The sequence below is a fragment of the Citrobacter sp. MGH103 genome (assembly GCF_001034475.2).
GTDB lineage: Bacteria > Pseudomonadota > Gammaproteobacteria > Enterobacterales > Enterobacteriaceae > Citrobacter > Citrobacter freundii.
Genome location: NZ_CP073043.1, coordinates 4,534,305 through 4,556,314, shown reverse-complemented (window position 1 = coordinate 4,556,314; position 22,010 = coordinate 4,534,305). Strand labels below are relative to the sequence as shown.

At 51.1% G+C, this 22,010-nt stretch carries 21 protein-coding genes; 18 read left to right on the top strand and 3 right to left on the bottom strand.

The window, feature by feature from the left end:
- The first annotated feature begins 71 nt into the window (after positions 1-71).
- From ubiC to SK33_RS21940, 6 genes are all read left to right on the top strand, one after another.
- Positions 72-569, top strand: coding sequence for a chorismate lyase (ubiC, locus tag SK33_RS21965; RefSeq protein ID WP_003031688.1), 498 nt, complete (start codon positions 72-74; stop codon positions 567-569).
- Positions 570-582: 13 nt separating this feature from the next.
- Entirely contained in the window at positions 583-1,455 is an 873-nt protein-coding gene (gene ubiA / locus SK33_RS21960; RefSeq protein WP_003031690.1) for a 4-hydroxybenzoate octaprenyltransferase, read from the top strand.
- A gap of 725 nt (positions 1,456-2,180) precedes the next feature.
- Positions 2,181-2,744, top strand: coding sequence for a fimbrial-like protein (locus SK33_RS21955; RefSeq protein WP_048220025.1), 564 nt, complete (start codon positions 2,181-2,183; stop codon positions 2,742-2,744).
- Positions 2,745-2,827: 83 nt separating this feature from the next.
- Positions 2,828-5,362, top strand: a complete 2,535-nt coding sequence (locus tag SK33_RS21950; RefSeq protein ID WP_048220027.1) for a fimbria/pilus outer membrane usher protein — start codon at positions 2,828-2,830, stop codon at positions 5,360-5,362.
- A gap of 15 nt (positions 5,363-5,377) precedes the next feature.
- Positions 5,378-6,115 (top strand): fimbrial biogenesis chaperone, encoded by a 738-nt coding sequence (locus tag SK33_RS21945; protein WP_008324293.1) that lies wholly within the window; start codon positions 5,378-5,380, stop codon positions 6,113-6,115.
- Positions 6,115-7,158 carry a pilus assembly protein gene (locus SK33_RS21940; protein WP_178317652.1) on the top strand — a complete coding sequence of 348 codons (1,044 nt, stop codon included), beginning with the start codon at positions 6,115-6,117 and terminating at the stop codon, positions 7,156-7,158. The genes SK33_RS21945 and SK33_RS21940 overlap by 1 nt, the downstream gene beginning before the upstream one ends.
- A gap of 39 nt (positions 7,159-7,197) precedes the next feature.
- On the opposite strand, the gene plsB is transcribed toward SK33_RS21940, so the two are convergent.
- On the bottom strand, positions 7,198-9,618 hold the full coding sequence (plsB, locus tag SK33_RS21935; RefSeq protein ID WP_003841366.1) for a glycerol-3-phosphate 1-O-acyltransferase PlsB: 2,421 nt from the start codon (positions 9,616-9,618) through the stop codon (positions 7,198-7,200).
- A gap of 171 nt (positions 9,619-9,789) precedes the next feature.
- On the opposite strand from plsB, the gene SK33_RS21930 reads away from it, so the two are divergent.
- From SK33_RS21930 to SK33_RS21915, 4 genes are all read left to right on the top strand, one after another.
- On the top strand, positions 9,790-10,158 hold the full coding sequence (locus SK33_RS21930) for a diacylglycerol kinase (protein WP_003031701.1): 369 nt from the start codon (positions 9,790-9,792) through the stop codon (positions 10,156-10,158).
- 109 nt (positions 10,159-10,267) lie between these two features.
- A complete protein-coding gene (gene lexA / locus SK33_RS21925) occupies positions 10,268-10,876 on the top strand; it encodes a transcriptional repressor LexA (protein WP_003031703.1) in 609 nt (202 codons plus the stop codon).
- A 131-nt stretch (positions 10,877-11,007) separates the two neighbouring features.
- Positions 11,008-12,327 carry an MATE family efflux transporter DinF gene (gene dinF / locus SK33_RS21920; protein ID WP_048220031.1) on the top strand — a complete coding sequence of 440 codons (1,320 nt, stop codon included), beginning with the start codon at positions 11,008-11,010 and terminating at the stop codon, positions 12,325-12,327.
- Between the two features lie 136 nt (positions 12,328-12,463).
- The gene (locus SK33_RS21915) at positions 12,464-12,673 is read left to right on the top strand and encodes a CsbD family protein (protein ID WP_003031706.1); all 210 of its coding nucleotides are present in this window, start codon (positions 12,464-12,466) and stop codon (positions 12,671-12,673) included.
- 48 nt (positions 12,674-12,721) lie between these two features.
- Here SK33_RS21915 and zur read toward each other — a convergent pair whose 3' ends face one another.
- Positions 12,722-13,240, bottom strand: a complete 519-nt coding sequence (zur, locus tag SK33_RS21910) for a zinc uptake transcriptional repressor Zur (protein WP_003031709.1) — start codon at positions 13,238-13,240, stop codon at positions 12,722-12,724.
- A 115-nt stretch (positions 13,241-13,355) separates the two neighbouring features.
- Here zur and SK33_RS21905 point away from each other — a divergent pair, with 115 nt between their 5' ends.
- From SK33_RS21905 to pspG, 3 genes are all read left to right on the top strand, one after another.
- The gene (locus SK33_RS21905) at positions 13,356-13,844 is read left to right on the top strand and encodes a cupin domain-containing protein (protein ID WP_003031710.1); all 489 of its coding nucleotides are present in this window, start codon (positions 13,356-13,358) and stop codon (positions 13,842-13,844) included.
- A 107-nt stretch (positions 13,845-13,951) separates the two neighbouring features.
- A complete protein-coding gene (gene dusA / locus SK33_RS21900) occupies positions 13,952-14,950 on the top strand; it encodes a tRNA dihydrouridine(20/20a) synthase DusA (RefSeq protein ID WP_048220033.1) in 999 nt (332 codons plus the stop codon).
- A 133-nt stretch (positions 14,951-15,083) separates the two neighbouring features.
- Positions 15,084-15,326 carry an envelope stress response protein PspG gene (pspG, locus tag SK33_RS21895; RefSeq protein WP_003031713.1) on the top strand — a complete coding sequence of 81 codons (243 nt, stop codon included), beginning with the start codon at positions 15,084-15,086 and terminating at the stop codon, positions 15,324-15,326.
- Positions 15,327-15,627: 301 nt separating this feature from the next.
- Here pspG and SK33_RS21890 read toward each other — a convergent pair whose 3' ends face one another.
- Positions 15,628-16,611: a quinone oxidoreductase gene (locus tag SK33_RS21890; RefSeq protein ID WP_003841359.1), complete on the bottom strand. Its 984-nt coding sequence runs from the start codon at positions 16,609-16,611 to the stop codon at positions 15,628-15,630.
- A 64-nt stretch (positions 16,612-16,675) separates the two neighbouring features.
- Here SK33_RS21890 and dnaB point away from each other — a divergent pair, with 64 nt between their 5' ends.
- The 5 genes from dnaB (at position 16,676) to SK33_RS21865 (ending at position 21,954) form a co-directional block, all read left to right on the top strand.
- Positions 16,676-18,091: a replicative DNA helicase gene (gene dnaB, locus SK33_RS21885; protein WP_003031715.1), complete on the top strand. Its 1,416-nt coding sequence runs from the start codon at positions 16,676-16,678 to the stop codon at positions 18,089-18,091.
- 16 nt (positions 18,092-18,107) lie between these two features.
- Positions 18,108-19,187, top strand: coding sequence for an alanine racemase (alr, locus tag SK33_RS21880; protein ID WP_003844721.1), 1,080 nt, complete (start codon positions 18,108-18,110; stop codon positions 19,185-19,187).
- 128 nt (positions 19,188-19,315) lie between these two features.
- Complete coding sequence (gene tyrB, locus SK33_RS21875) at positions 19,316-20,509, top strand: aromatic amino acid transaminase (protein ID WP_048220036.1); 1,194 nt, start codon at positions 19,316-19,318, stop codon at positions 20,507-20,509.
- Between the two features lie 247 nt (positions 20,510-20,756).
- Positions 20,757-21,470, top strand: a complete 714-nt coding sequence (aphA, locus tag SK33_RS21870; RefSeq protein ID WP_032948323.1) for an acid phosphatase AphA — start codon at positions 20,757-20,759, stop codon at positions 21,468-21,470.
- A gap of 127 nt (positions 21,471-21,597) precedes the next feature.
- On the top strand, positions 21,598-21,954 hold the full coding sequence (locus SK33_RS21865; protein WP_003031719.1) for an MmcQ/YjbR family DNA-binding protein: 357 nt from the start codon (positions 21,598-21,600) through the stop codon (positions 21,952-21,954).
- Positions 21,955-22,010 lie beyond the last annotated feature (56 nt).

Here is a 22,010-nt window from a genome sequence, read left to right as displayed (position 1 = left end):
TTGTGTTTGCTCACCCCGTAATGCATTTTCTGCGATACAATGCCTTCAGGTTATAAATCGGAGAGTAAGGCATGCCACACCCTGCGTTAACGCAACTGCGTGCGCTGCGTTATTTTGATGCGATCCCGGCGCTGGACCCCCAACTGCTCGACTGGTTGTTACTGGAAGATTCCATGACCAAACGTTTTGAGCAGCAGGGGAAAAAGGTCACCGTAACGTTGATTCGCGAAGAATTCGTTGGGCAAAATGAGGTGGCTGAAGAACTGACGCTGCTGCCTAAAGAGTCTCGCTATTGGTTACGTGAAATCCTGTTATGTGCGGATGGTGAACCCTGGCTTGCCGGACGGACCGTGGTGCCTGAATCAACCTTGTGCGGCCCTGAACTGGCCTTACAGAACCTGGGGAAAACCCCGCTCGGACGCTACCTGTTTACGTCATCGACATTGACCCGAGATTTTATTGAGATTGGCCGCGATGCAGCGCTATGGGGGCGTCGTTCCCGCCTACGGCTGAGCGGTAAGCCGCTGATGCTTACCGAGCTTTTTCTGCCTGCATCGCCGTTGTACTAAGAGGAAGATAAAGATGGAGTGGAGTCTGACGCAGAATAAGCTGCTGGCGTTTCACCGCTTGATGCGTACGGATAAGCCGATCGGCGCCTTACTGCTGCTCTGGCCAACGCTATGGGCATTGTGGGTGGCGACCCCAGGCATGCCGCAACTGTGGATCCTGGCGGTATTTGTCGCCGGCGTTTGGTTAATGCGCGCCGCTGGATGCGTGGTAAATGATTATGCCGACAGGAAGTTTGACGGACACGTTAAACGCACCGCGAATCGACCGCTGCCGAGCGGTGCTGTCACCGAAAAAGAAGCCCGAACGCTGTTCGTCGTATTGGTGTTGCTCGCCTTCCTGCTGGTTTTGACGCTCAACACGATGACCATTTTGTTGTCCGTTGCGGCGCTAGCGCTGGCGTGGGTCTATCCCTTCATGAAACGCTACACGCATCTGCCGCAGGTGGTGCTGGGCGCGGCGTTTGGCTGGTCTATACCGATGGCGTTTGCCGCCGTGAGCGAGTCTGTACCACTGAGCTGCTGGCTGATGTTCCTCGCCAACATTCTCTGGGCGGTGGCCTATGATACACAGTATGCGATGGTTGATCGGGATGATGACCTGAAGATTGGCATTAAATCGACCGCGATCCTGTTCGGCCAGAACGACAAACTCATTATTGGTATTCTGCAGGTCGGTGTACTGGTGCTGATGGCGCTGGTTGGGTGGCTGAACGGACTGGCGTTAGGCTATTACTGGTCTTTGCTGGTGGCGGGTGCGCTGTTTGTGTATCAACAAAAGCTGATTGTTCACCGTGAACGTGATGCCTGCTTTAAAGCGTTTATGAACAATAATTATGTAGGGCTGGTACTGTTTTTAGGACTGGCGATGAGCTACTGGCATCTTTGATCGCTTTTGTGAGACAAAAAACCGGTCGTTGACCGGTTTTTTTATGCCCTATCGGTTTCATATGCAAACACCCATGAAAGCGGATTTGGCTTTAATTAACGTTCAAACGGTCACCTCAACGGCTTTGTGTGATGAGGTAGTCATTGCCATTGGCGAAAAAAACACCGCATCAATACTTCTGCTAATAATGTGATATATCAATTTTCCCCCTCTATAAAAGAGCTATTTTATAAAACATAAGCAATTCTAAACGAATCGTCTTTTGTCCTCTGGATATGTAAATTTTCGTTTCACCGGTAATAATCTTTAAGTCTTAACATATCTAAAATTTATTGTTATTTTGTAATCTAATGTTTTTTGTTGTTACATTTGGTCGATAAATATTTATTGGTGAAATAGTTAAGAAAATCGTGACTATCCAATGATGCTGATGAGTTGATGCTCGTCAAAATGCTGCTTTATAACGTGGGGTGTTTAAGGATTTCCTTATTTTTAGCTAAGCCTTGGTCTTTTTTGATATATTTATTATGAATATATGTAGATTTTCTAAAAATGAATTTAGTTTATCTAACGTGATAAATAAAATCCTCCATGATAAATTCTCTCCTGTCATTCAGTACTCGATTAAATTTTAATCTTATCGACGGCTCTGTTTGTTATCATCAAATCAGTATCTAACTCTATAAAAGTATTTTGATTTTATTTATTGTAAAGGATTATACACAATGTTTAAGAAAACACTGTTAGCTGTTGCTGCAACTTCTCTTCTTTCCAGCATGGCTTTTAATGCATCAGCTGCTGATCAGGGGCATGGTAAAATTTCTTTTGAAGGTATCGTAATTTCCGCGCCTTGCTCTATTGCTCCGGGTGACGAAGACCAGACTATTAGCTTGGGTGAAGTGGCTGATACCGCTCTGAACGGCGGTAAATTCTCCCTGCCGGTTCCTGTTCAGATCCACCTGCAGGATTGTACCCTGACTGGCGGTACCACTGAAGCGCCGACCACTATCACTAAGGCAACAGTTACATTCTCTTCTGCTAACGCAGATGCAGATAGCCTGCTGAAAAACACCGCTGAAGGCAACTATGGTGGCGCTGAGCACGTAGGCGTGCGTCTGCTGACAGAAGGCAATGACAAGGTGGTAATGGGAACTCCGGTTGAATTCGCTCTGATGGCTGATAACTCTTATCAGGTGCTGAACTTCAAAGCTCGTATGGAGTCTCCGACTACTAATGCGACAGCGGGTAACGTAGCCTCTGACGTTAATTACGTTCTGGCATACCTGTAATTATTTTTATATAGATGATTGTATGAATCAAGCCGGTGGAGGAATCACCGGCTTTTTAGGCTTTTTTAACTGAAAAGGATTTTATGAAAAATACAATTATAAAGGCCGGGTTAAGAAAGCTTCCTGTTTTAATTAAGCAATCTCTGCGTCCTGCAATTATTACCGCCATTATGTTTACCCCGGCTTGGGCGGTTGAATTTAACACGGGTATGATAGATGCTGAGGATAAAGAAAATATCGACCTCAGCCAGTTTGAAAAGAAAGGGTTTATCCCACCAGGACAATACATTACACGTGTTGAAATAAACAAAAAGAAGCTCCCGAATACATGGTCTTTTGAGTGGATTAAAGCGGACAACGAAAGTGGTTCGCAAATCTGTCTGACCAAAGATGATCTAATGTCTTTTGGCTTTGCTGATGAATTCATCCAGTCATTGCGCTCAATCAATGAGCGAGGATGTCTGGATCTCGCCAGTAAACCTGAACTGATTGTCAGGCTTGATAAGGGCGATATGGTTGTTACCATCATTGCACCTCAGGCATGGATGAAATATCAGGCAACAAACTGGACGCCGCCAGAATTCTGGGATGACGGTGTTGCGGGATTCATACTCGATTACAACGTTTATGCTAGTCAGTATAATCCGGACGAGGGCGATAAGAGCCAGAGTATCAGCTCCTACGGCACGCTTGGCTTCAACCTTGGCGCATGGCGCTTACGTTCTGATTACCAGTACGACAAATCCTACGAAGACGGCAAATCTGTTGGCAGTAACAGCAGCATGGATCGCACCTATCTGTTTCGCCCGATCCCGTCTATTGCCTCGAAATTGACGCTGGGTCAGTACGATCTGAATTCAGACATATACGATACATTTCATTTTACCGGTGCTTCGCTTGAGAGCGATGACAACATGCTGCCGCCAGATTTGCAGGGATATGCCCCGCAAATTACCGGTATCGCACAGACGAATGCCAAAGTTACAGTAACCCAGAACGGACGAATGGTTTATCAAACCACCGTCGCGCCGGGACCGTTTAACATTACTGATATTGGCGATACCTTTCAGGGCCAATTGGATGTCACCGTAGAAGAAGAAGATGGGCGCAAAAGCACCTTCCAGGTTGGGGCATCCTCGATACCGTTCCTGACGCGCAAAGGACAAGTACGCTACAAAATCTCTACCGGTAAACCGACAGCTGTAGGAAGTACGGATGTTAATAACCCGATGTTCTGGACCGGTGAGTTTTCCTGGGGTTGGACGGGGGATACCTCGCTTTACGGTGGGGCATTGCTGACGGCCGATGATTACCAGGCGACTACGGCGGGTATTGGTTTTAACCTGAACAGCTTTGGTTCTCTCTCTTTTGACGTGACTCGCGCAGAAGCCACTCTGCGTGGAGAAAATGATGAGAACAATGACAAGCAGCGTGGCTATAGCTACCGCGTGAACTATTCCAAGCGGTTTGAGTCCACAGGAAGCCAGGTGACATTTGCCGGCTACCGTTTCTCGGATAAAGAATATATCACCATGAACGAGTATTTAACGGCTCGCAGCGGTGATGACTCCTCCGGCAACCAAAAAGAGAGCTATGTGCTGTCTTTCAACCAGTATATTGAATCGCTGGCGATCAACACTTATCTCAATCTGACGCGTAACACTTACTGGGATGATTCTGCCAGCACTAACTATACGGTATCGATGAGTCGAAACTTCGACATTGGTAGCATAAGAGGGATCTCTTCTTCGTTTACGGTTGGTCGTTCCACATGGGATGACACAGAAGAGATGCAATACTATCTCTCGTTTTCTGTACCACTGGAGCAGAACCGCAGCCTCTCCTGGAGCATGCAGAAAAATGGCAGCGACAGTATGTCCCAGACGATGTCTTACTATGACTCTTCAGATCGCAACAACACCTGGAACATTTCTGCGACAGGCGATGCGAGTGATTTCCGCGAGGCCGAACCTGCTATTCGCGGGGGCTACCAGCACTATTCGCCTTATGGTCGCCTGAGCGTTAACGGCAGCGTACAGCCTAATGTATACCGTTCAATCACGGCGGGCTGGAATGGTTCATTTACCGCTACACGTTACGGTATGGCATTGCATGATAACGCCTACGGCAACAACGCCCGCATGATGGTAGACGCGGACGGCGTTGCTGACGTTCCGCTGAGCGACAAGCGCACGGTAACCAATATGATGGGGATTGCCGTAACCAACTCGGTCAGTAACTACACCACCTCCGCGGTACGCGTCGACAGCAACAAATTGCCTGACGGCGTCGATATTAATAACTCCGTAATTAGCACTACGCTCACTGAAGGTGCTATTGGCTACGCGAAGCTGAACGCCACAAAAGGCTATCAGATCATCGGCATTGTCAGACTGGCAAATGGTCGCTTCCCTCCATTGGGCGTTACCGTCGTGGATATTGACAGCGGCAAGGACGTTGGCCTGATTGCTGAAGACGGTTACGTCTACCTCAGTGGGCTTCAGGAAGACAGTAAATTGCGTCTCCAGTGGGGGAATAACGTTTGCGAAATAACGCCGCCTAACCAAAGCAATACTGACGGTCAGGCAGTAATTTTACCTTGCAAAACAGTAAACTAATTCAGGATGAATAAGATGAAACCAACATTTATTGTGAAAGGACTTTTGGGTTTACTCAGCGTTTGCTCTGTGGCAAACGCGACGGTCTCACCAGACAGAACACGCATTATCTTTAATGAAACGGATAAAAGCGTCAGCATTAAATTAACGAACCAGAGCAAAACGCAGCCCTACTTGGCGCAGTCATGGGTTGAAGATAAAAATAATCAAAAAACGCGCGAATATATTTCGCCGTTACCACCGTTAGTACGCCTTGAAGCGGGAGAACAAACTCAGGTTCGCCTGATGGGACAGCCGACGTTGCAGCAGCTTCCTGCGGACAGAGAGTCGTTGTTTTTTTATAACATACGTGAAATTCCGCCGCGTACGGAACAAAAAAATACCATGCAACTGGCAATGCAAAGCCGCCTGAAATTATTCTGGCGACCCAAAGCCATTGTGCTGAAAGAAGGCCAGGCAGTACCGATGGAAAAAGTTGAGGTTTCGCGGACGGCTTCAGGCATAACGATTAAAAACGATACCCCTTACCACGTAACAGTGGGTTATATCGGCATTGACGGCAAAACGCTTTTACCGGGAGCCGATGGATTTATGGTCAACCCCTTTGAGCAGGCCACTTCAGAGATTAAAAATCTGCCGGCTAAATTTCAGATTGGCTATATCGGTGACTACGGTGGCTTAAATATGTTCAGCGTAAGCTGCACATCCGTCCAGCCCGTTTGCCATAGCGAACCTGCGCAGAAGGGTAAATGATGAAAACGATTTTAACCTTTCTGGGGGCCGTACTCTTACTGTGTTCATCTTCTGCCTGGGCAATAAACTGCTATAAAGATGTGGTGAATGGGCAAACATCGTTCGGTGTAGAATTACCCAGTTTTACCGTTCCGTCCAACGCGGTGCTTGGCAGTAAAATATGGGAAAGCTCGGATATCAACGTCACAGTGTATTGCGATGGTGCGACAGGCTGGAGCACAAGCAATCAGACGGAGGACATCTTTGCGTGGATTAAACTGACGGCTAAGAACAGTGCTGATGTGTTGAATAACCCTCTGTTTACCTTTGGAGTAACCTATAACGGTGTTGACCATGAGGGGATCGATGAGGGGATTGATACTGGCGCGTGCCTGGATACATTCGAGCAATATTACGATGGGATTTGGCATGACCCTGTCTGTAATGGAAGCACAGTGCAGAAGAATATTACCTTTCCAGCCCGTTTTCGTTTGTATGTAAAACTCAAAGGCTTTCCAGATGACCCTGATGCCATCTATAACCTTGATAATATTAACGTTCTACAGTTTGATGGTAAGGGAGGGGCGAACCTGGCGGCTAATGCGAAAAACCTGCGTTTTAACATTACTGGGATGAACAACGTTCACTTTCTCGACTGCGGCGTGGATATTCAAATCTTCCCTGAAAGCCAGGTGGCCAATTTTGGTCAGGTGAATAACGTTGAAGTGTTGTCGCAAAAAGCGCCGTTTAGCGTATCAACCATACGCGACGCAACTGCAGCCTGTTCTCAGCAGTTTGATGTCACCATGAGCTTTAACACCGACGATTTGTATGACACCAATCGTGTGGATATGGGGAATGGTTTGCTGATGCAAATTCGGGATGAAACGTTAGGCGAAGACCTCCTGATGAATACCTACTATCCGTTTGCCACCTACTATCCGGATGGCGGTGCCAGCACGGTTACCCATAATTACATGGCAAAACTGACGAAAAAACCGGGTAGTGATATACAGTTAGGACCGTTCAGCAAGGATCTTGTACTGAAAATAAACTATCAGTAGCCTAAAAAAAACCGGTCATTTCGACCGGTTTTTTTATGCTTACTCGCCCTGTGTGGCGCTCTCGATGGTCAGACGCACATCTGACGTCACCAGTTCGGCCAGCATCTGGTAGATCTTCATCGTCTCTTCCGGCTCGGCATCCCCGGTATCGCTGATGAATCCTTCGTCACGCAGCGTCAGCACCAGAGAGCTGAACACCGCTTTATCGAAGAATTCCGGCGCGTTAATGCCGTGCAGCACAGAGAGGCGTTGTGCCACGGTGCGGCTCTCTTTCTCCAGCGTGCCACGGTTGATGGACGGGTTGGCGCTCAGTAGCCAGAAGGTGATAGCGTAGCGTTGCAACGTCTCGCGAGCACCCGCAGCCAACAGCTGCAGCGTACGGGAGCGGGCAGGATTAATATGCAGCTCGCCATCCTGTAGAGTAATCAGTCCCTGGCGCTGCATTTCGCTGGCCAGTTCGTCAATCACTCCGGCAAGTTCATCGCGCTCCCAGCGCAGGAACAACTCGGCTTTTAGCATCGGGTACAACGCATCAATATGCTGCTGTAGCGCGACGCGTGAAATACGGCGGTGCTGAGTCACGATGGCTGCCATCAACGAAGGCAGAACTAGCATATGAGCAATGTTATTGCGGTAGTACGTCATCAAGACCGCCTGCTCGCGCGGCAGAATAATGATGTCACCGATGGTGTCTTTCTCGACCTCAAACTTGTTCATCTGCAAGGCGTGGTCGATCAGTTCACTGGCACTTTGCGCAGGAACGGTTGAGTCCGCCGCGTACGGCACGTTGCGCAGCAGGCTCAGGTAGCAGTCGAGCTGCTCGGTTAACTGTTCACGGGTCAGAGAGCGCTGGCGGGAAGCCAACAGCGCGGTACAACACAGGTTCATGGCGTTGGCCGCGCCAGCGTTGTTAATGCGCACCATCAAATCGGCGGCAATGTTATTCACCGTCGGCGTCAGCCAGGCCGGACGGATAGACTCGATAGGGTCAATAGATTCACGCCATTCTGGCACATGCTGGTTGAGGTAAGTCATCAATGGCATTGGTTCACCAAAGTTGACGTAGCCCTGACCCAGGTTACGCAGCTTGCTTAAGCCACGCAGCATTTGTGGCAGACTTTCTTTCTCTTTCGTCGCGCCACGCAGCTCTTTTGCGTAGGTGCCCACTTCCATTACGTGCTCGTAGCCGATGTAGATCGGTACGAGAGTAATAGGACGCGTACCGCCGCGCAGCATCGCCTGAATAGTCATCGACAGGGTGCCGGTTTTCGGGTCGAGCAAACGACCAGTACGTGAACGTCCACCCTCGACAAAATACTCAACCGAGTAGCCGCGGCTGAACAACTCGCCCAGGTATTCGCGGAATACGGTGGAGTAGAGCTTGTTGCCCTTGAAGGTACGACGAATAAAGAATGCGCCCAGACGACGGAAAATCGGACCCGCTGGCCAGAAATTCAGGTTGATACCGGCTGCGATGTGCGGCGGAACCAGACCCTGGTGGTACAGAACGTACGACAGCAGCATATAGTCCATATGGCTGCGGTGGCACGGAACGTACACGATTTCATGCCCATCGTGCGCCAACTGGCGTACACGTTCAGCATTGTGAACGTTAATCCCCTGATACAGACGGTTCCAGGTAAAGCCCAAAATACGGTCCGTCAAACGGATCATTTCGTAGGAGAAGTTGGCTGCAATCTCTTCCATCAGCGCAATGGCATTTTGCTGCGCTTTTTCGTGGGAGATTTTTTTACTGCGCGCTTCATCTTCTACCGCGCGAGCGATCGCTTTTGAAGCTAACAGCTTATTAAACAGATCCTGGCGGGCAGGGAGGCGCGGGCCGACAGCGGCCAGACGCTGGCGAGCAAAGTGCATACGCGCCACGCGTGCCAGCTTCTGGGCAATGATCTTATCCGTACCGTGTTCATCCGCCATACGACGCAGAGAGACCGATGGGGAGAAGCGGACAAAACTGTCGCGACCCAGCCAGGACACCGCAAAGAATTTCTGTACGCCGTTTAGCATACGTAACGGCGGATTAACTTCACCTTTTTCACGCCCTGGCGCACGGCCAAACATCACCGAAACCGGCACCATCTGCACATCCAGGTCTGGATTGCTGCGATGTAAGTCGAGATAGTTATGGAACAGCTTGATGGACTCTTCTTTTGGCGTGTAATAGGTGAACACACGCGGGCCGCCGTGAATAAACACGTAGCGCGGAAGTAAAGTCCCGTCTATCTCCAGCGGTTCCAGGGGATCGGGGAGGTCGTGCACCAGACATTGGGCACGCAGCGTCAGCAAGTCTGCTTTTGAATTGTACGGTAGGACGTACATAATGGGACGAGACGTATCGAGTCCCAATTCCGGGGCAGGTTCTGCCGGAATAGACTTGCTTTTTACCAGGACGCTTAATGGTAAATTCAGTAATTTGTAGTAAATTCGTGGCCAGCCGGACATAAACGATGTAAAGCCTCTGGTTAATAATGCAAATGCGCTGCAAGGATATCAGAAAGTTTAGTGAATTTCTGTGGTATCCGGTCATACTTCGCGCTGCTTTGCCACACCCTGAAAAAAACGGGGTAACGTTACAATGACATTGACGCTAATAATGTAAAAAGGTTCTTTTTGATGGCCAATAATACCACTGGATTTACCCGAATTATCAAAGCTGCAGGCTATTCCTGGAAAGGTTTTCGCGCCGCATGGATCAATGAGGCGGCATTCCGCCAGGAAAGCGTTGCCGTACTACTGGGCGTAGCCATCGCCTGCTGGCTGGACGTCGATGCGATTACCCGCGTGCTGTTGATTGGTTCCGTGATGCTGGTGATGATCGTTGAAATCCTCAACAGTGCGATTGAGGCGGTGGTTGACCGTGTTGGCTCTGAGTATCACGAACTTTCCGGTCGGGCGAAAGATATGGGGTCGGCGGCAGTGTTGCTGTCTATTTTCGTTGCTCTGATCACCTGGGGCATCCTGTTGTGGTCGCATTTGCGATAAGGATTCCACATCTTTATAAATCTCCTGTTTTTTGTGCAGTTTGCGGTTCCAAAATCGCCTTTAGCTGTATATACTCACAGCATAACTGTATATACACCCAGGGGGCGGAATGAAAGCGTTAACGGCCAGGCAGCAAGAGGTGTTTGATCTCATTAGAGATCACATCAGCCAGACAGGTATGCCACCGACGCGTGCGGAGATCGCGCAGCGTTTGGGGTTCCGTTCCCCAAACGCAGCTGAAGAACATCTGAAAGCGCTGGCGCGTAAAGGTGTGCTGGAAATTGTATCTGGCGCATCGCGCGGTATTCGACTGCTGCAGGAAGAAGAAGAAGGATTACCGCTTGTCGGCCGCGTGGCGGCAGGTGAGCCCCTTCTGGCGCAGCAGCACATCGAAGGCCATTATCAGGTCGATCCTTCACTGTTTAAACCGAACGCCGATTTTCTGCTGCGCGTTAGCGGTATGTCGATGAAAGATATCGGTATTATGGACGGCGATTTACTCGCTGTGCATAAAACTCAGGACGTGCGTAACGGTCAGGTTGTTGTTGCCCGTATTGATGACGAAGTTACGGTTAAACGCCTGAAAAAGCAGGGCAACAAGGTTGAACTTCTGCCAGAAAATAGCGAATTTAAACCTATCGTTGTCGACCTGCGTGAGCAAAGCTTCACCATTGAAGGGCTGGCGGTAGGTGTCATTCGTAACGGTGAATGGCTCTGATTTTCTGCTGAATCTCTGTAGGCCGGATAAGACGATTACGTTGCCATCCGGCAATGTGCCCGGTAGCGCTGCGCTTGCCGGGCCTGCATCACATTGTCCAGTACGTCTAACTTCTTCTCAGGCCCTCCTGTATGCCTTTCTTTACCTCTTCTGATAAAGCACTCTGGCACCTCGCCTTACCGATGATCTTCTCCAATATCACTGTTCCCCTGCTGGGACTGGTGGATACCGCGGTGATTGGTCATCTGGATAGCCCGGTCTATCTTGGCGGTGTTGCGGTTGGTGCTACGGCAACCAGTTTTCTCTTTATGCTGCTGCTTTTCCTGCGCATGAGCACCACGGGTCTTACTGCGCAGGCATTTGGTGCGAAAAATCCTCAGGCGCTGGCGCGCGCACTGGTGCAGCCGCTAATGCTGGCGCTGGGCGCGGGGTTGCTTATCGCACTGTTTCGTACGCCGATTATCGATGTAGCGCTGCATATTGTCGGGGGAAGTGAAGCGGTACTGGAACAAGCCCGGCGTTTCCTTGAAATCCGCTGGCTCAGCGCACCCGCCTCGCTGGCTAATCTGGTGCTGCTCGGCTGGCTGCTTGGCGTTCAGTATGCGCGTGCGCCGGTTATCCTGTTGATTGTTGGCAATATTCTTAACATTGTGCTCGATTTATGGCTGGTGATGGGTCTGCATATGAACGTGCAAGGTGCGGCACTGGCGACGGTGATTGCTGAATATACCACCTTACTGATCGGCCTGATGATGGTGCGCAAAGTCCTGCATATGCGCGGAATTTCGCTGGCAATGCTGAAGCAGGCGTGGCGTGGCAACTTCCGCCGTTTGTTGGCGCTTAACCGTGACATCATGTTGCGCTCGCTGCTGCTGCAGCTCTGTTTTGGCGCTATCACGGTGCTGGGTGCACGTCTGGGAGGCGATATTATTGCGGTTAATGCCGTTCTGATGACTCTGCTAACCTTTACCGCCTACGCGCTGGATGGATTTGCCTATGCCGTGGAAGCGCATTCGGGCCAGGCCTATGGGGCGCGAGATGGTAGCCAGTTACTGGACGTATGGCGGGCGGCCTGTCGGCAGTCCGGTATTGTGGCTATTCTGTTTTCGCTGGTTTATGCCCTGTTTGGCGAGCAGATTGTTGCGCTACTGACCTCGCTGCCGCAAATCCAACTACTGGCCGATCGCTATCTCTTCTGGCAGGTGGTGTTACCGCTGGTGGGTGTCTGGTGTTATCTGCTCGACGGAATGTTTATTGGCGCGACGCGCGCGGCAGAAATGCGCAACAGTATGGCCGTTGCCGCAGTGGGATTCGCCTTAACGCTGCTGACTTTACCGTGGCTGGGAAATCATGGCTTGTGGCTGGCGTTAACCGTTTTCCTCGCGCTGCGTGGGCTTTCACTGGCCTTTATCTGGCGACGCCACTGGCGTAATGGAACCTGGTTCGCCTGATCTGGATGGTTAAAAATTCCGAATAGTAAATAAAACCCAGAATCACTGACTACACTTATTCTCACGTCCAGCAAAAACAGCATGTGTCTGGACATGGCACTCTCGCTATTCACAACCTAACGATGAGGACTTGATGATGAATAAAGACGAAGTCGGCGGCAACTGGAAGCAGTTTAAAGGTAAAGTGAAAGAGCAATGGGGCAAACTGACCGATGATGATATGACGGTCATTGAAGGTAAACGTGACCAACTGGTCGGTAAAGTCCAGGAACGTTACGGTTACGCGAAAGATCAGGCGGAGAAAGAAGTTAACGATTGGGAAAAACGTAATGATTACCGCTGGTAATTAACCCCTCCCTCCTGAGAGTACAAGGATGTACGCTCTCCCGCTTACCTAGCGCCCAACTTTCTTCTTCACCTGAATCGTATGGTCATGCTGGCACTCGCCAGGATGGCGGCATGACTCAACTTCTACACAGGCCGGACACAGCCCGTGTGCTTCAATAACATTATGTCGCAGAGCAAAGCCCATTTTGGCCGCCAGCGTATGCATGATGTCTTCCACACCTTCTGCGCACTCTTCTTTTACCACACCACAGCGGTCACAAATGAACATCGCGGAACTGTGCGTTGGCTGATCGAACAGATGGCAAAGGACATAGCTGTTGGTGGATTCCACCTTATGCACAAACCCTTGTTCCAGCAGAAAATCGAGCGCACGATATACGGTTGGCGGCTTGGCCTGCGGCTCGGTTTCCCGCAACAGGTCGAGCAGGTCATAGGCGCTGATAGCCCCTTCCTGCAGGCTCATCAGGCGCAGCACTTCGAGACGCTGTGGCGTAAGCCGCACGTTGCGTTGCGCACAGAGTTTTTCAGCTTGAGCCAATAACTCTTGCGTAGTGGTTTTGTCCATTTGGCGCCTCGATTTGCGTGGAAGGTTAATCCCTTACTTTAACATGTTCTGCTTAAAACGCCGAGATCCACCGCGGTGTGCTATACCTGACGCATCGCAATACTGGAAAATAACCATGAAAAGACCCGATTGTATTCGCCACTGGCGTGAGGTTGAGGGGGCTGATGACTCCACTTATCCCGACAGCGATGAGCTATTTGCTATTGGCGCGCCGCTTGCCCGCAAGTTGGGGTTAGGACGACTCGGCATTCATCATGAACGCCTGCCGCCGGGTCGGCGCACGTCGTACCCGCACGCTGAAAGCGATGAGGAAGAGTTTATCTATGTACTGGAAGGTTATCCTGAGGCCTGGATTAACGGGTATTTATGGAAGCTAGAACCGGGCGACAGCGTCGGTTTCCCGGCAGGTACAGGCGTGTGCCATACCTTTATCAATAATACCAGTGAAGAGGTGCGTCTGTTAGTCGTGGGTGAGGCGAACAAAAAATATAACCGCATTTATTATCCGCTTAACCCGGTCTATGCCGCTACACGTGAGGATCGCTGGGTCGACCATCCGCCGCAGTTTTTCGGATCACATGACGGAAAACCGGGGCGTAAATAGCGTTTGTTGAGGGGCAGGGGGAGTGAGCCGCGAGGATGTGGCTCACTATCGTAACGGTCTATGCTATAGTAGCGCCCCTTTTTTAACCGGATGCTTGAATATTCGCCATGCTGCCTGAATCTCAGTCTACCGCTTTTCCCGCTCATCGTTTTTCTATCGCGCCGATGCTCGACTGGACGGACAGACACTGCCGCTACTTTTTGCGCTTACTGTCCAGCCAGACGTTGCTCTATACGGAGATGGTAACCACCGGCGCGATCATTCATGGTAAAGGCGATTATCTGGCGTATAGCGAAGAAGAGCATCCGGTCGCATTGCAACTGGGCGGGAGCGATCCTGCGGCGCTGGCGCAGTGCGCAAAGCTCGCTGAACAGCGGGGTTATGACGAAATCAATCTCAACGTGGGTTGTCCTTCCGACCGCGTGCAGAATGGCATGTTTGGCGCTTGCCTGATGGGGAATGCGCAACTGGTCGCCGATTGCGTCAAAGCAATGCGCGACGTGGTGTCGATTCCGGTAACGGTGAAAACGCGTATCGGCATTGATGACCAGGACAGTTACGAATTCCTCTGCGATTTCATTAACACGGTATCTGGCAACGGCGAGTGTGAGATGTTTATCATTCACGCCCGCAAGGCCTGGCTGTCCGGGTTAAGCCCGAAAGAAAACCGCGAAATTCCACCGCTGGATTATGACCGTGTTTATCAGCTAAAGCGTGATTTCCCGCATCTGACGATGTCGATCAACGGCGGCATTAAATCGTTGGAAGAAGCGAAAATTCATCTGCAACATATGGATGGCGTGATGGTGGGGCGCGAAGCTTATCAAAACCCAGGAATTCTGGCGTCCGTTGACCGCGAGATTTTTGCAGCTACCAGCGAAGATACCGATCCGGTTACCGTGGTGCGCGCCATGTACCCGTACATTGAGCGTGAACTGAGTAAGGGAACCTATTTGGGACATGTGACGCGCCATATGTTGGGTCTGTTTCAGGGGATCCCTGGGGCTCGTCAGTGGCGTCGCTATCTGAGCGAAAATGCGCATAAAGCCGGGGCAGATATTAACGTACTGGAGCACGCGCTGAAGCTGGTGGCAGACAAGCGTTAAGTTTTCACCAAAAGTTAGTTAATTTCACCACGCCCTGTGCTTTGTCGCGGGGCGTTTTCTTTATAAATCAATGCATTATTTTTGGCATGTTTCTTGTAAAGCAATGGAGAGAATTTCATTTCGGGAGAGAGCCATGCTGGAACTACTTTTTGTGATTGGATTTTTTATCATGCTGATGGTCACCGGCGTATCTTTGCTGGGCGTTCTGGCCGCATTGGTCGTAGCCACCGCAGTGATGTTTCTGGGCGGACTATTTGCCTTGATGATTAAACTGTTGCCCTGGCTGCTACTGGCTGTTGCCGTGGTGTGGGTTATCAAGGCGATAAAAGCGCCAAAAGTCCCACAGTATCAGCGCAATAACCGTCGATTTTACTAAGGTATTGAGCGGTGCGTCACAACCTGCAACATTGCCTTTAGAACCAAATAGGAATTGATTATCAAATCTGTCACTATTGCCAGGTTAACGAATTCATCGAGCTGTACCCTACATACAGCCGAACTAAAAAAAGAAAGGGCTTCCCACGGGAAGCCCTAATTCTTTACTTCCCCGTCATAATTCAAACCGCAGGTGTGTTGGCTGCTTTCATTCACCCCAGTCACTTACTCCAGTAAGCTCCTGGGGATTCATTCAATTGCCGCCTTCCTGCAATTTGAATTATTTAGGGGAAGTCGAAGCATTATGGGATTAGCAAACTCGATCCCTGCGTTGCCCGGCTTTCCAGTACTTCATGAGCACGCTGTGCATCGTGCAGTGCGAACGTCTGACCAGGCGCGACATCCACTTTGATTACTCCGCTGGCAATTAGCGAGAATAGCTCATTGCTGGCTTCGGTTAATTCGCGGTGATTGGTGATATACCCCTGGAGTGAAGGACGGGTCACGTACAGCGAACCTTTCTGGTTCAGAATACCTAAGTTCACGCCAGTCACCGGCCCGGAAGCATTACCAAAGCTGACCATTAGTCCCCGGCGCTGTAAACAATCCAGCGAGGCTTCCCAGGTATCTTTCCCCACCGAGTCATACACCACCCGTACTTTTTTTCCACCGGTTATCTCTTTCACTCGCTCAACTATACTTTCTTCACGATAGTTAATGACCTGCCATGCGCCGGCCTGCAGCGCAATTTGCGCTTTTTGCGCACTGCCGACGGTACCAATCAGCTTCGCGCCCAATGCTTTTGCCCACTGGCAGGCAATCATCCCGACGCCGCCCGCAGCCGCATGGAACAAAAACGGCTCATCAGGCTGAATTTCATAGGTTTTACGCAGCAGATAAAAAACGGTTAACCCTTTCAGGAATGAGGCTGCGGCTTGTTCAAATGAGATAGCGTTGGGTAGGATGGCGGCTTTATCGGCCGGAACGTTATGCACTGAGCTGTAGGCACCAAGGGCAGACTGGGCGTACACCACGCGATCGCCAGCTTTAATGTGTGTCACTTTGCTGCCGACTTTGCTGACTACGCCGGCAGCTTCGGTACCCAGGCCGCTGGGCAGAGATGGCGGCGGATAAAGACCACTGCGGATGTAGGTGTCGATATAGTTGATCCCAATAGCTTTGTTCTCGACCTGGATTTCATTTTCCGCCGGGTCTACGGGTGTAAACTCCACCGCCTTGAGTACATCAGGGCCACCATGCTTGTGAAATTCAATACGTGTTGCCATGCTTCCTCCAAAAGAAATGTGGTAATCTTTCGACCCAATCATTATCTCGGTAACTCCATTCACTATGGCAGGAAATAAACCCTTCAACAAACAACAGACTGATGCTCGTGAGCGCGATCCCCAGGTCGCCGGGCTGAAAGTACCGCCGCACTCGATTGAAGCGGAACAGTCGGTGTTGGGCGGTTTAATGCTGGATAACGAACGCTGGGACGATGTCGCCGAGCGTGTGGTGGCGGAAGATTTTTATACCCGGCCGCACCGGCATATCTTCACGGAAATGCATCGCCTGCAGGAGATGGGGAAACCCATCGATCTGATCACGCTGGCAGAGTCGCTGGAGGTTCAGGGACAACTGGACAGCGTCGGCGGTTTTGCTTACCTGGCTGAGTTATCTAAAAATACGCCAAGTGCAGCGAATATTAGCGCTTATGCGGATATCGTCCGCGAACGTGCCGTTGTTCGTGACATGATTTCGGTTGCGAACGAAATCGCGGAAGCCGGGTTTGATCCGCAAGGCCGTTCCAGTGAAGATCTGTTGGATCTTGCTGAATCCCGTGTCTTTAAAATCGCGGAAAGCCGCGCAAATAAAGACGAAGGGCCGAAAAATATTACTGATGTGCTCGACGCCACCGTCGCGCGTATCGAGCAGTTGTTCCAGCAGCCGCACGACGGTGTCACCGGGGTGAACACCGGTTATGACGACCTCAATAAAAAGACGGCTGGTTTGCAGCCGTCAGACTTAATTATCGTCGCCGCGCGTCCGTCGATGGGTAAAACGACATTTGCGATGAACCTCGTCGAAAATGCAGCGATGTTGCAGGATAAGCCGGTTCTTATCTTTAGTCTTGAAATGCCCTCGGAACAGATCATGATGCGTACCCTGGCCTCGCTCTCACGCGTAGACCAAACCAAAATCCGTACCGGTCAACTGGATGATGAAGACTGGGCACGAATTTCCGGAACAATGGGTATTTTGCTGGAGAAACGAAACATCTATATTGATGACTCCTCCGGCCTGACGCCAACGGAAGTGCGCTCGCGTGCCCGTCGTATCGCCCGTGAACATGGCGGTATCGGACTTATCATGATCGACTACCTGCAGCTGATGCGCGTGCCGTCGCTCTCCGACAACCGTACGCTGGAAATTGCAGAAATCTCCCGCTCGCTGAAAGCGTTAGCGAAAGAATTGCATGTGCCGGTGGTGGCGCTGTCGCAGCTTAACCGCTCTCTGGAACAACGCGCCGACAAGCGTCCGGTTAACTCGGATCTGCGTGAATCCGGCTCCATCGAACAGGATGCCGACTTAATCATGTTTATCTATCGTGATGAGGTTTATCACGAAAACAGTGACTTAAAAGGCATCGCCGAAATTATTATTGGTAAGCAGCGTAACGGTCCGATCGGTACGGTGCGCCTGACGTTTAACGGACAGTGGTCCCGCTTCGACAATTATGCCGGTCCTCAATATGATGATGAGTAATTTCTAAGGAATACAAATGCAAGCGGCAACTGTAGTCATTAACCGCCGCGCTCTGCGACACAACCTGCAACGTCTGCGTGAACTGGCTCCTGCCAGTAAACTGGTTGCGGTCGTGAAAGCGAACGCCTACGGCCATGGTCTGTTAGAGACCGCGCGAACGCTCCCCGATGCGGACGCTTTTGGTGTCGCTCGTCTTGAAGAAGCCCTGCGGTTGCGAGCGGGAGGGATCACGCAGCCCATCCTGCTGCTGGAGGGATTTTTTGATGCCTCCGATCTGCCGACTATTTCCGCGCAGCGTCTGCATACAGCCGTCCATAACCAGGAGCAGCTCGAAGCCCTGGAAGCCGCTAATCTGGTTGAACCCGTTACCGTCTGGATGAAGCTCGACACCGGTATGCACCGCCTGGGCGTACGCCCTGAGCAGGCCGAGGCGTTTTATCAGCGCCTAACTCAATGTGAAAATGTGCGCCAGCCGGTCAATATCGTCAGCCATTTTGCGCGCGCAGACGAACCTGAATGCGGCGCGACCGAAAAACAGCTCGATATCTTCAACAGCTTTTGCGAGGGCAAACCTGGGCAGCGTTCGATTGCCGCATCGGGCGGTATTCTGCTGTGGCCACAGTCTCACTTCGACTGGGCGCGTCCGGGACTGATTCTGTATGGTGTGTCGCCACTGGAAAACCACTCTATCGGCGCCGATTTTGGCTGTCAGCCGGTGATGTCGTTGACCTCCAGCCTGATTGCGGTGCGTGAGCACAAAGCGGGCGAGCCGGTTGGTTATGGTGGTACTTGGTTGAGCGAGCGCGACACGCGTCTGGGCGTGGTGGCAATGGGCTATGGTGATGGTTATCCGCGCGCGGCGCCGTCTGGGACGCCGGTACTGGTCAATGGCCGTGAAGTGCCGATCGTCGGTCGCGTTGCGATGGATATGATCTGCGTCGATTTAGGCCCCGAAGCGCAGGATAAAGCCGGCGATTCGGTGATTCTGTGGGGGGAGGGACTGCCCGTTGAACGCATTGCTGAAATGACGAAAGTAAGTGCTTACGAACTTATTACGCGCCTGACCTCAAGGGTGGCGATGAAGTATATCGATTAGCAGAATGATTTGCTGGACAGGCGGTTACGCCGCCTTCCGGCAATATTACCCTCAACATCCTCTCGATCTTCTCCCGCTTCCGGTTTATTGTGTTCTTAACCCTTGCCTGTAAACCTGGAGAACCACACGTGTTTCAGAAAGTTGACGCCTACGCCGGCGACCCGATTTTATCGCTCATGGAGCGCTTCAAAGAAGATTCACGTAGCGACAAAGTGAACCTCAGCATCGGCCTGTATTACAACGAAGACGGAATTATTCCTCAGCTTAAAGCGGTGGCGGAAGCGGAAGCTCGACTTAATGCCAAACCGCATGGTGCTTCGCTGTATCTGCCGATGGAAGGTCTGAACACGTATCGTCATACTATTGCGCAGCTGCTGTTTGGCGCAGATCATCCGGTTCTCCAGCAGCAGCGCGTCGCAACTATTCAGACGCTGGGCGGCTCCGGTGCGTTAAAGGTTGGCGCAGACTTCCTGAAACGCTATTTCCCTGATTCTGGCGTATGGGTCAGCGATCCGACCTGGGAAAACCATATCGCGATTTTTGAGGGGGCTGGATTCGAGGTAAGCACTTACCCCTGGTATGACGACACGACTAACGGCGTGCGTTTCAACGACCTGCTGGCAGCGCTGAATACTTTACCGGCGCGCAGCATCGTGCTGCTGCATCCGTGCTGCCATAACCCGACGGGTGCGGATTTAACTCCTGCGCAGTGGGATAGCGTTATTGAGATCCTGAAAGCACGCGATTTGATTCCGTTCCTGGACATTGCTTACCAGGGCTTCGGTGGTGGAATAGAAGACGACGCCTATGCGATTCGCGCCATTGCCAGCGCCGGATTGCCCGCTCTGGTCAGTAACTCATTCTCGAAGATTTTCTCCTTGTACGGCGAGCGTGTCGGCGGACTGTCTGTAGTATGTGAAGATGCTGATACCGCCAGCCGCGTTCTGGGGCAGCTAAAAGCGACGGTGCGTCGTAACTACTCCAGCCCGCCAAACTTTGGTGCGCAGGTAGTTGCCGCGGTACTGGGTGATGACGCGCTGAAAGCCAGCTGGCTGGCGGAAGTCGAAGAGATGCGTACCCGCATTCTGGCGATGCGTCAGGAGCTGGTTAACGTATTGAATGCAGAGATCCCGGGCCGTAACTTTGACTACCTGCTGCAACAGCGCGGTATGTTCAGCTATACCGGGCTTAGCGCAGCCCAGGTTGATCGCCTGCGCGATGAGTTCGGTGTGTACCTGATCACCAGCGGTCGCATGTGCGTAGCTGGGTTGAATCACGGTAACGTGCAGCGCGTGGCAAAGGCATTTGCCGCCGTCATGTAACCGGCTTTGTATGTTGCCGGATGGCGGCGTAAATGCCTTATCCGGCCTACAAAGGTATATGGATTTTCGTTTGTAGGTCTGATAAGCGTCGTGCCATCAGGCACGCTTTCCTGTGTGATCGTGCTCCTTTTCCAGGGCAAAACCAGAGAAAATCCTTCCTTTCCCTCCCCCTAAGGGGTAAGGTCAGATAGTTTTTTGACCAGTTGTTAATAAAAAATGATAACTAACTGACTACTTAGGGAAAAATATGCGCAAGTTTACGTTGGCACTGAGTGCCGTTTGTTTATTGTTCACGCTAAATCAGCCAGCCCAGGCACTCGTTTCTTCTCCCTCTCAGCTCAATCCAGGCACCAATGTTGCAAAGCTCGCTGAGCAGGCTCCCATTCACTGGGTCTCCGTGGCACAAATTGAAAACAGCCTGACCGGACGTCCGCCGATGGCGGTCGGGTTTGATATTGATGACACAGTCCTCTTTTCCAGCCCAGGCTTCTGGCGCGGTAAAAAAACGTATTCTCCGGACAGTGAGGATTACCTGAAGAATCCGGCCTTCTGGGAAAAAATGAATAACGGCTGGGACGAGTTCAGTATTCCAAAAGAAGTCGCGCGCCAGCTAATTGATATGCACGTGCGTCGTGGTGACAGCATCTTTTTCGTGACCGGGCGTAGCCAGACGAAGACTGAAACGGTGTCGAAAACGTTGTCTGATAACTTTCACATCCCGGCTGGCAATATGAATTCGGTCATTTTTGCCGGCGATAAGCCGGGCCAGAACACCAAAACGCAGTGGTTGCAGGATAAAAATATCCGCATGTTTTACGGTGACTCCGATAATGACATCACTGCCGCTCGCGACGTGGGTATTCGTGGTATTCGCATTTTGCGCGCTTCTAACTCCACTTATAAGCCGCTGCCACAGGCCGGTGCGTTTGGTGAAGAGGTGATCGTCAACTCGGAATATTGAGGACACTGGCTGCGGATTGCTGTTTTTTTAAACAAATTTACATTGCTGGCTTTTACCTTTTGCGGACTTGCTGCACACTGAATAAATGATGTTCTCATTAGGCAATATGCTGGTAAGGGGAATAAAGATGACGAATTCGGAGTTGCTGCAATACTGCATGGCAAAAATGGGCGCGGAGCAGAGCGTTCACAGTGACTGGAAGGCCACGCAAATCAAAGTCGAAGATGTGCTTTTTGCCATGGTAAAAGAGGTGGAAGAACGCCCGGCAGTGTCTCTGAAAACCAGCCCAGAACTGGCAGAGTTGTTGCGCCAGCAGCATAGCGATGTTCGGCCAAGCAGGCATCTCAATAAGGCGCACTGGAGTACGGTGTATCTGGACGGCTCGCTGCCGGATTCACAGATTTATTATCTGGTTGACGCCTCTTATCAGCAGGCTGTGAACACGCTGCCTGCTGATAAACGGCGGATACTGACGCAGCCCTGAACGGTCTTGTTAAGCGTAGCGCCATCAGGCACAACCGTTGCCTGATGCTGCGCAAG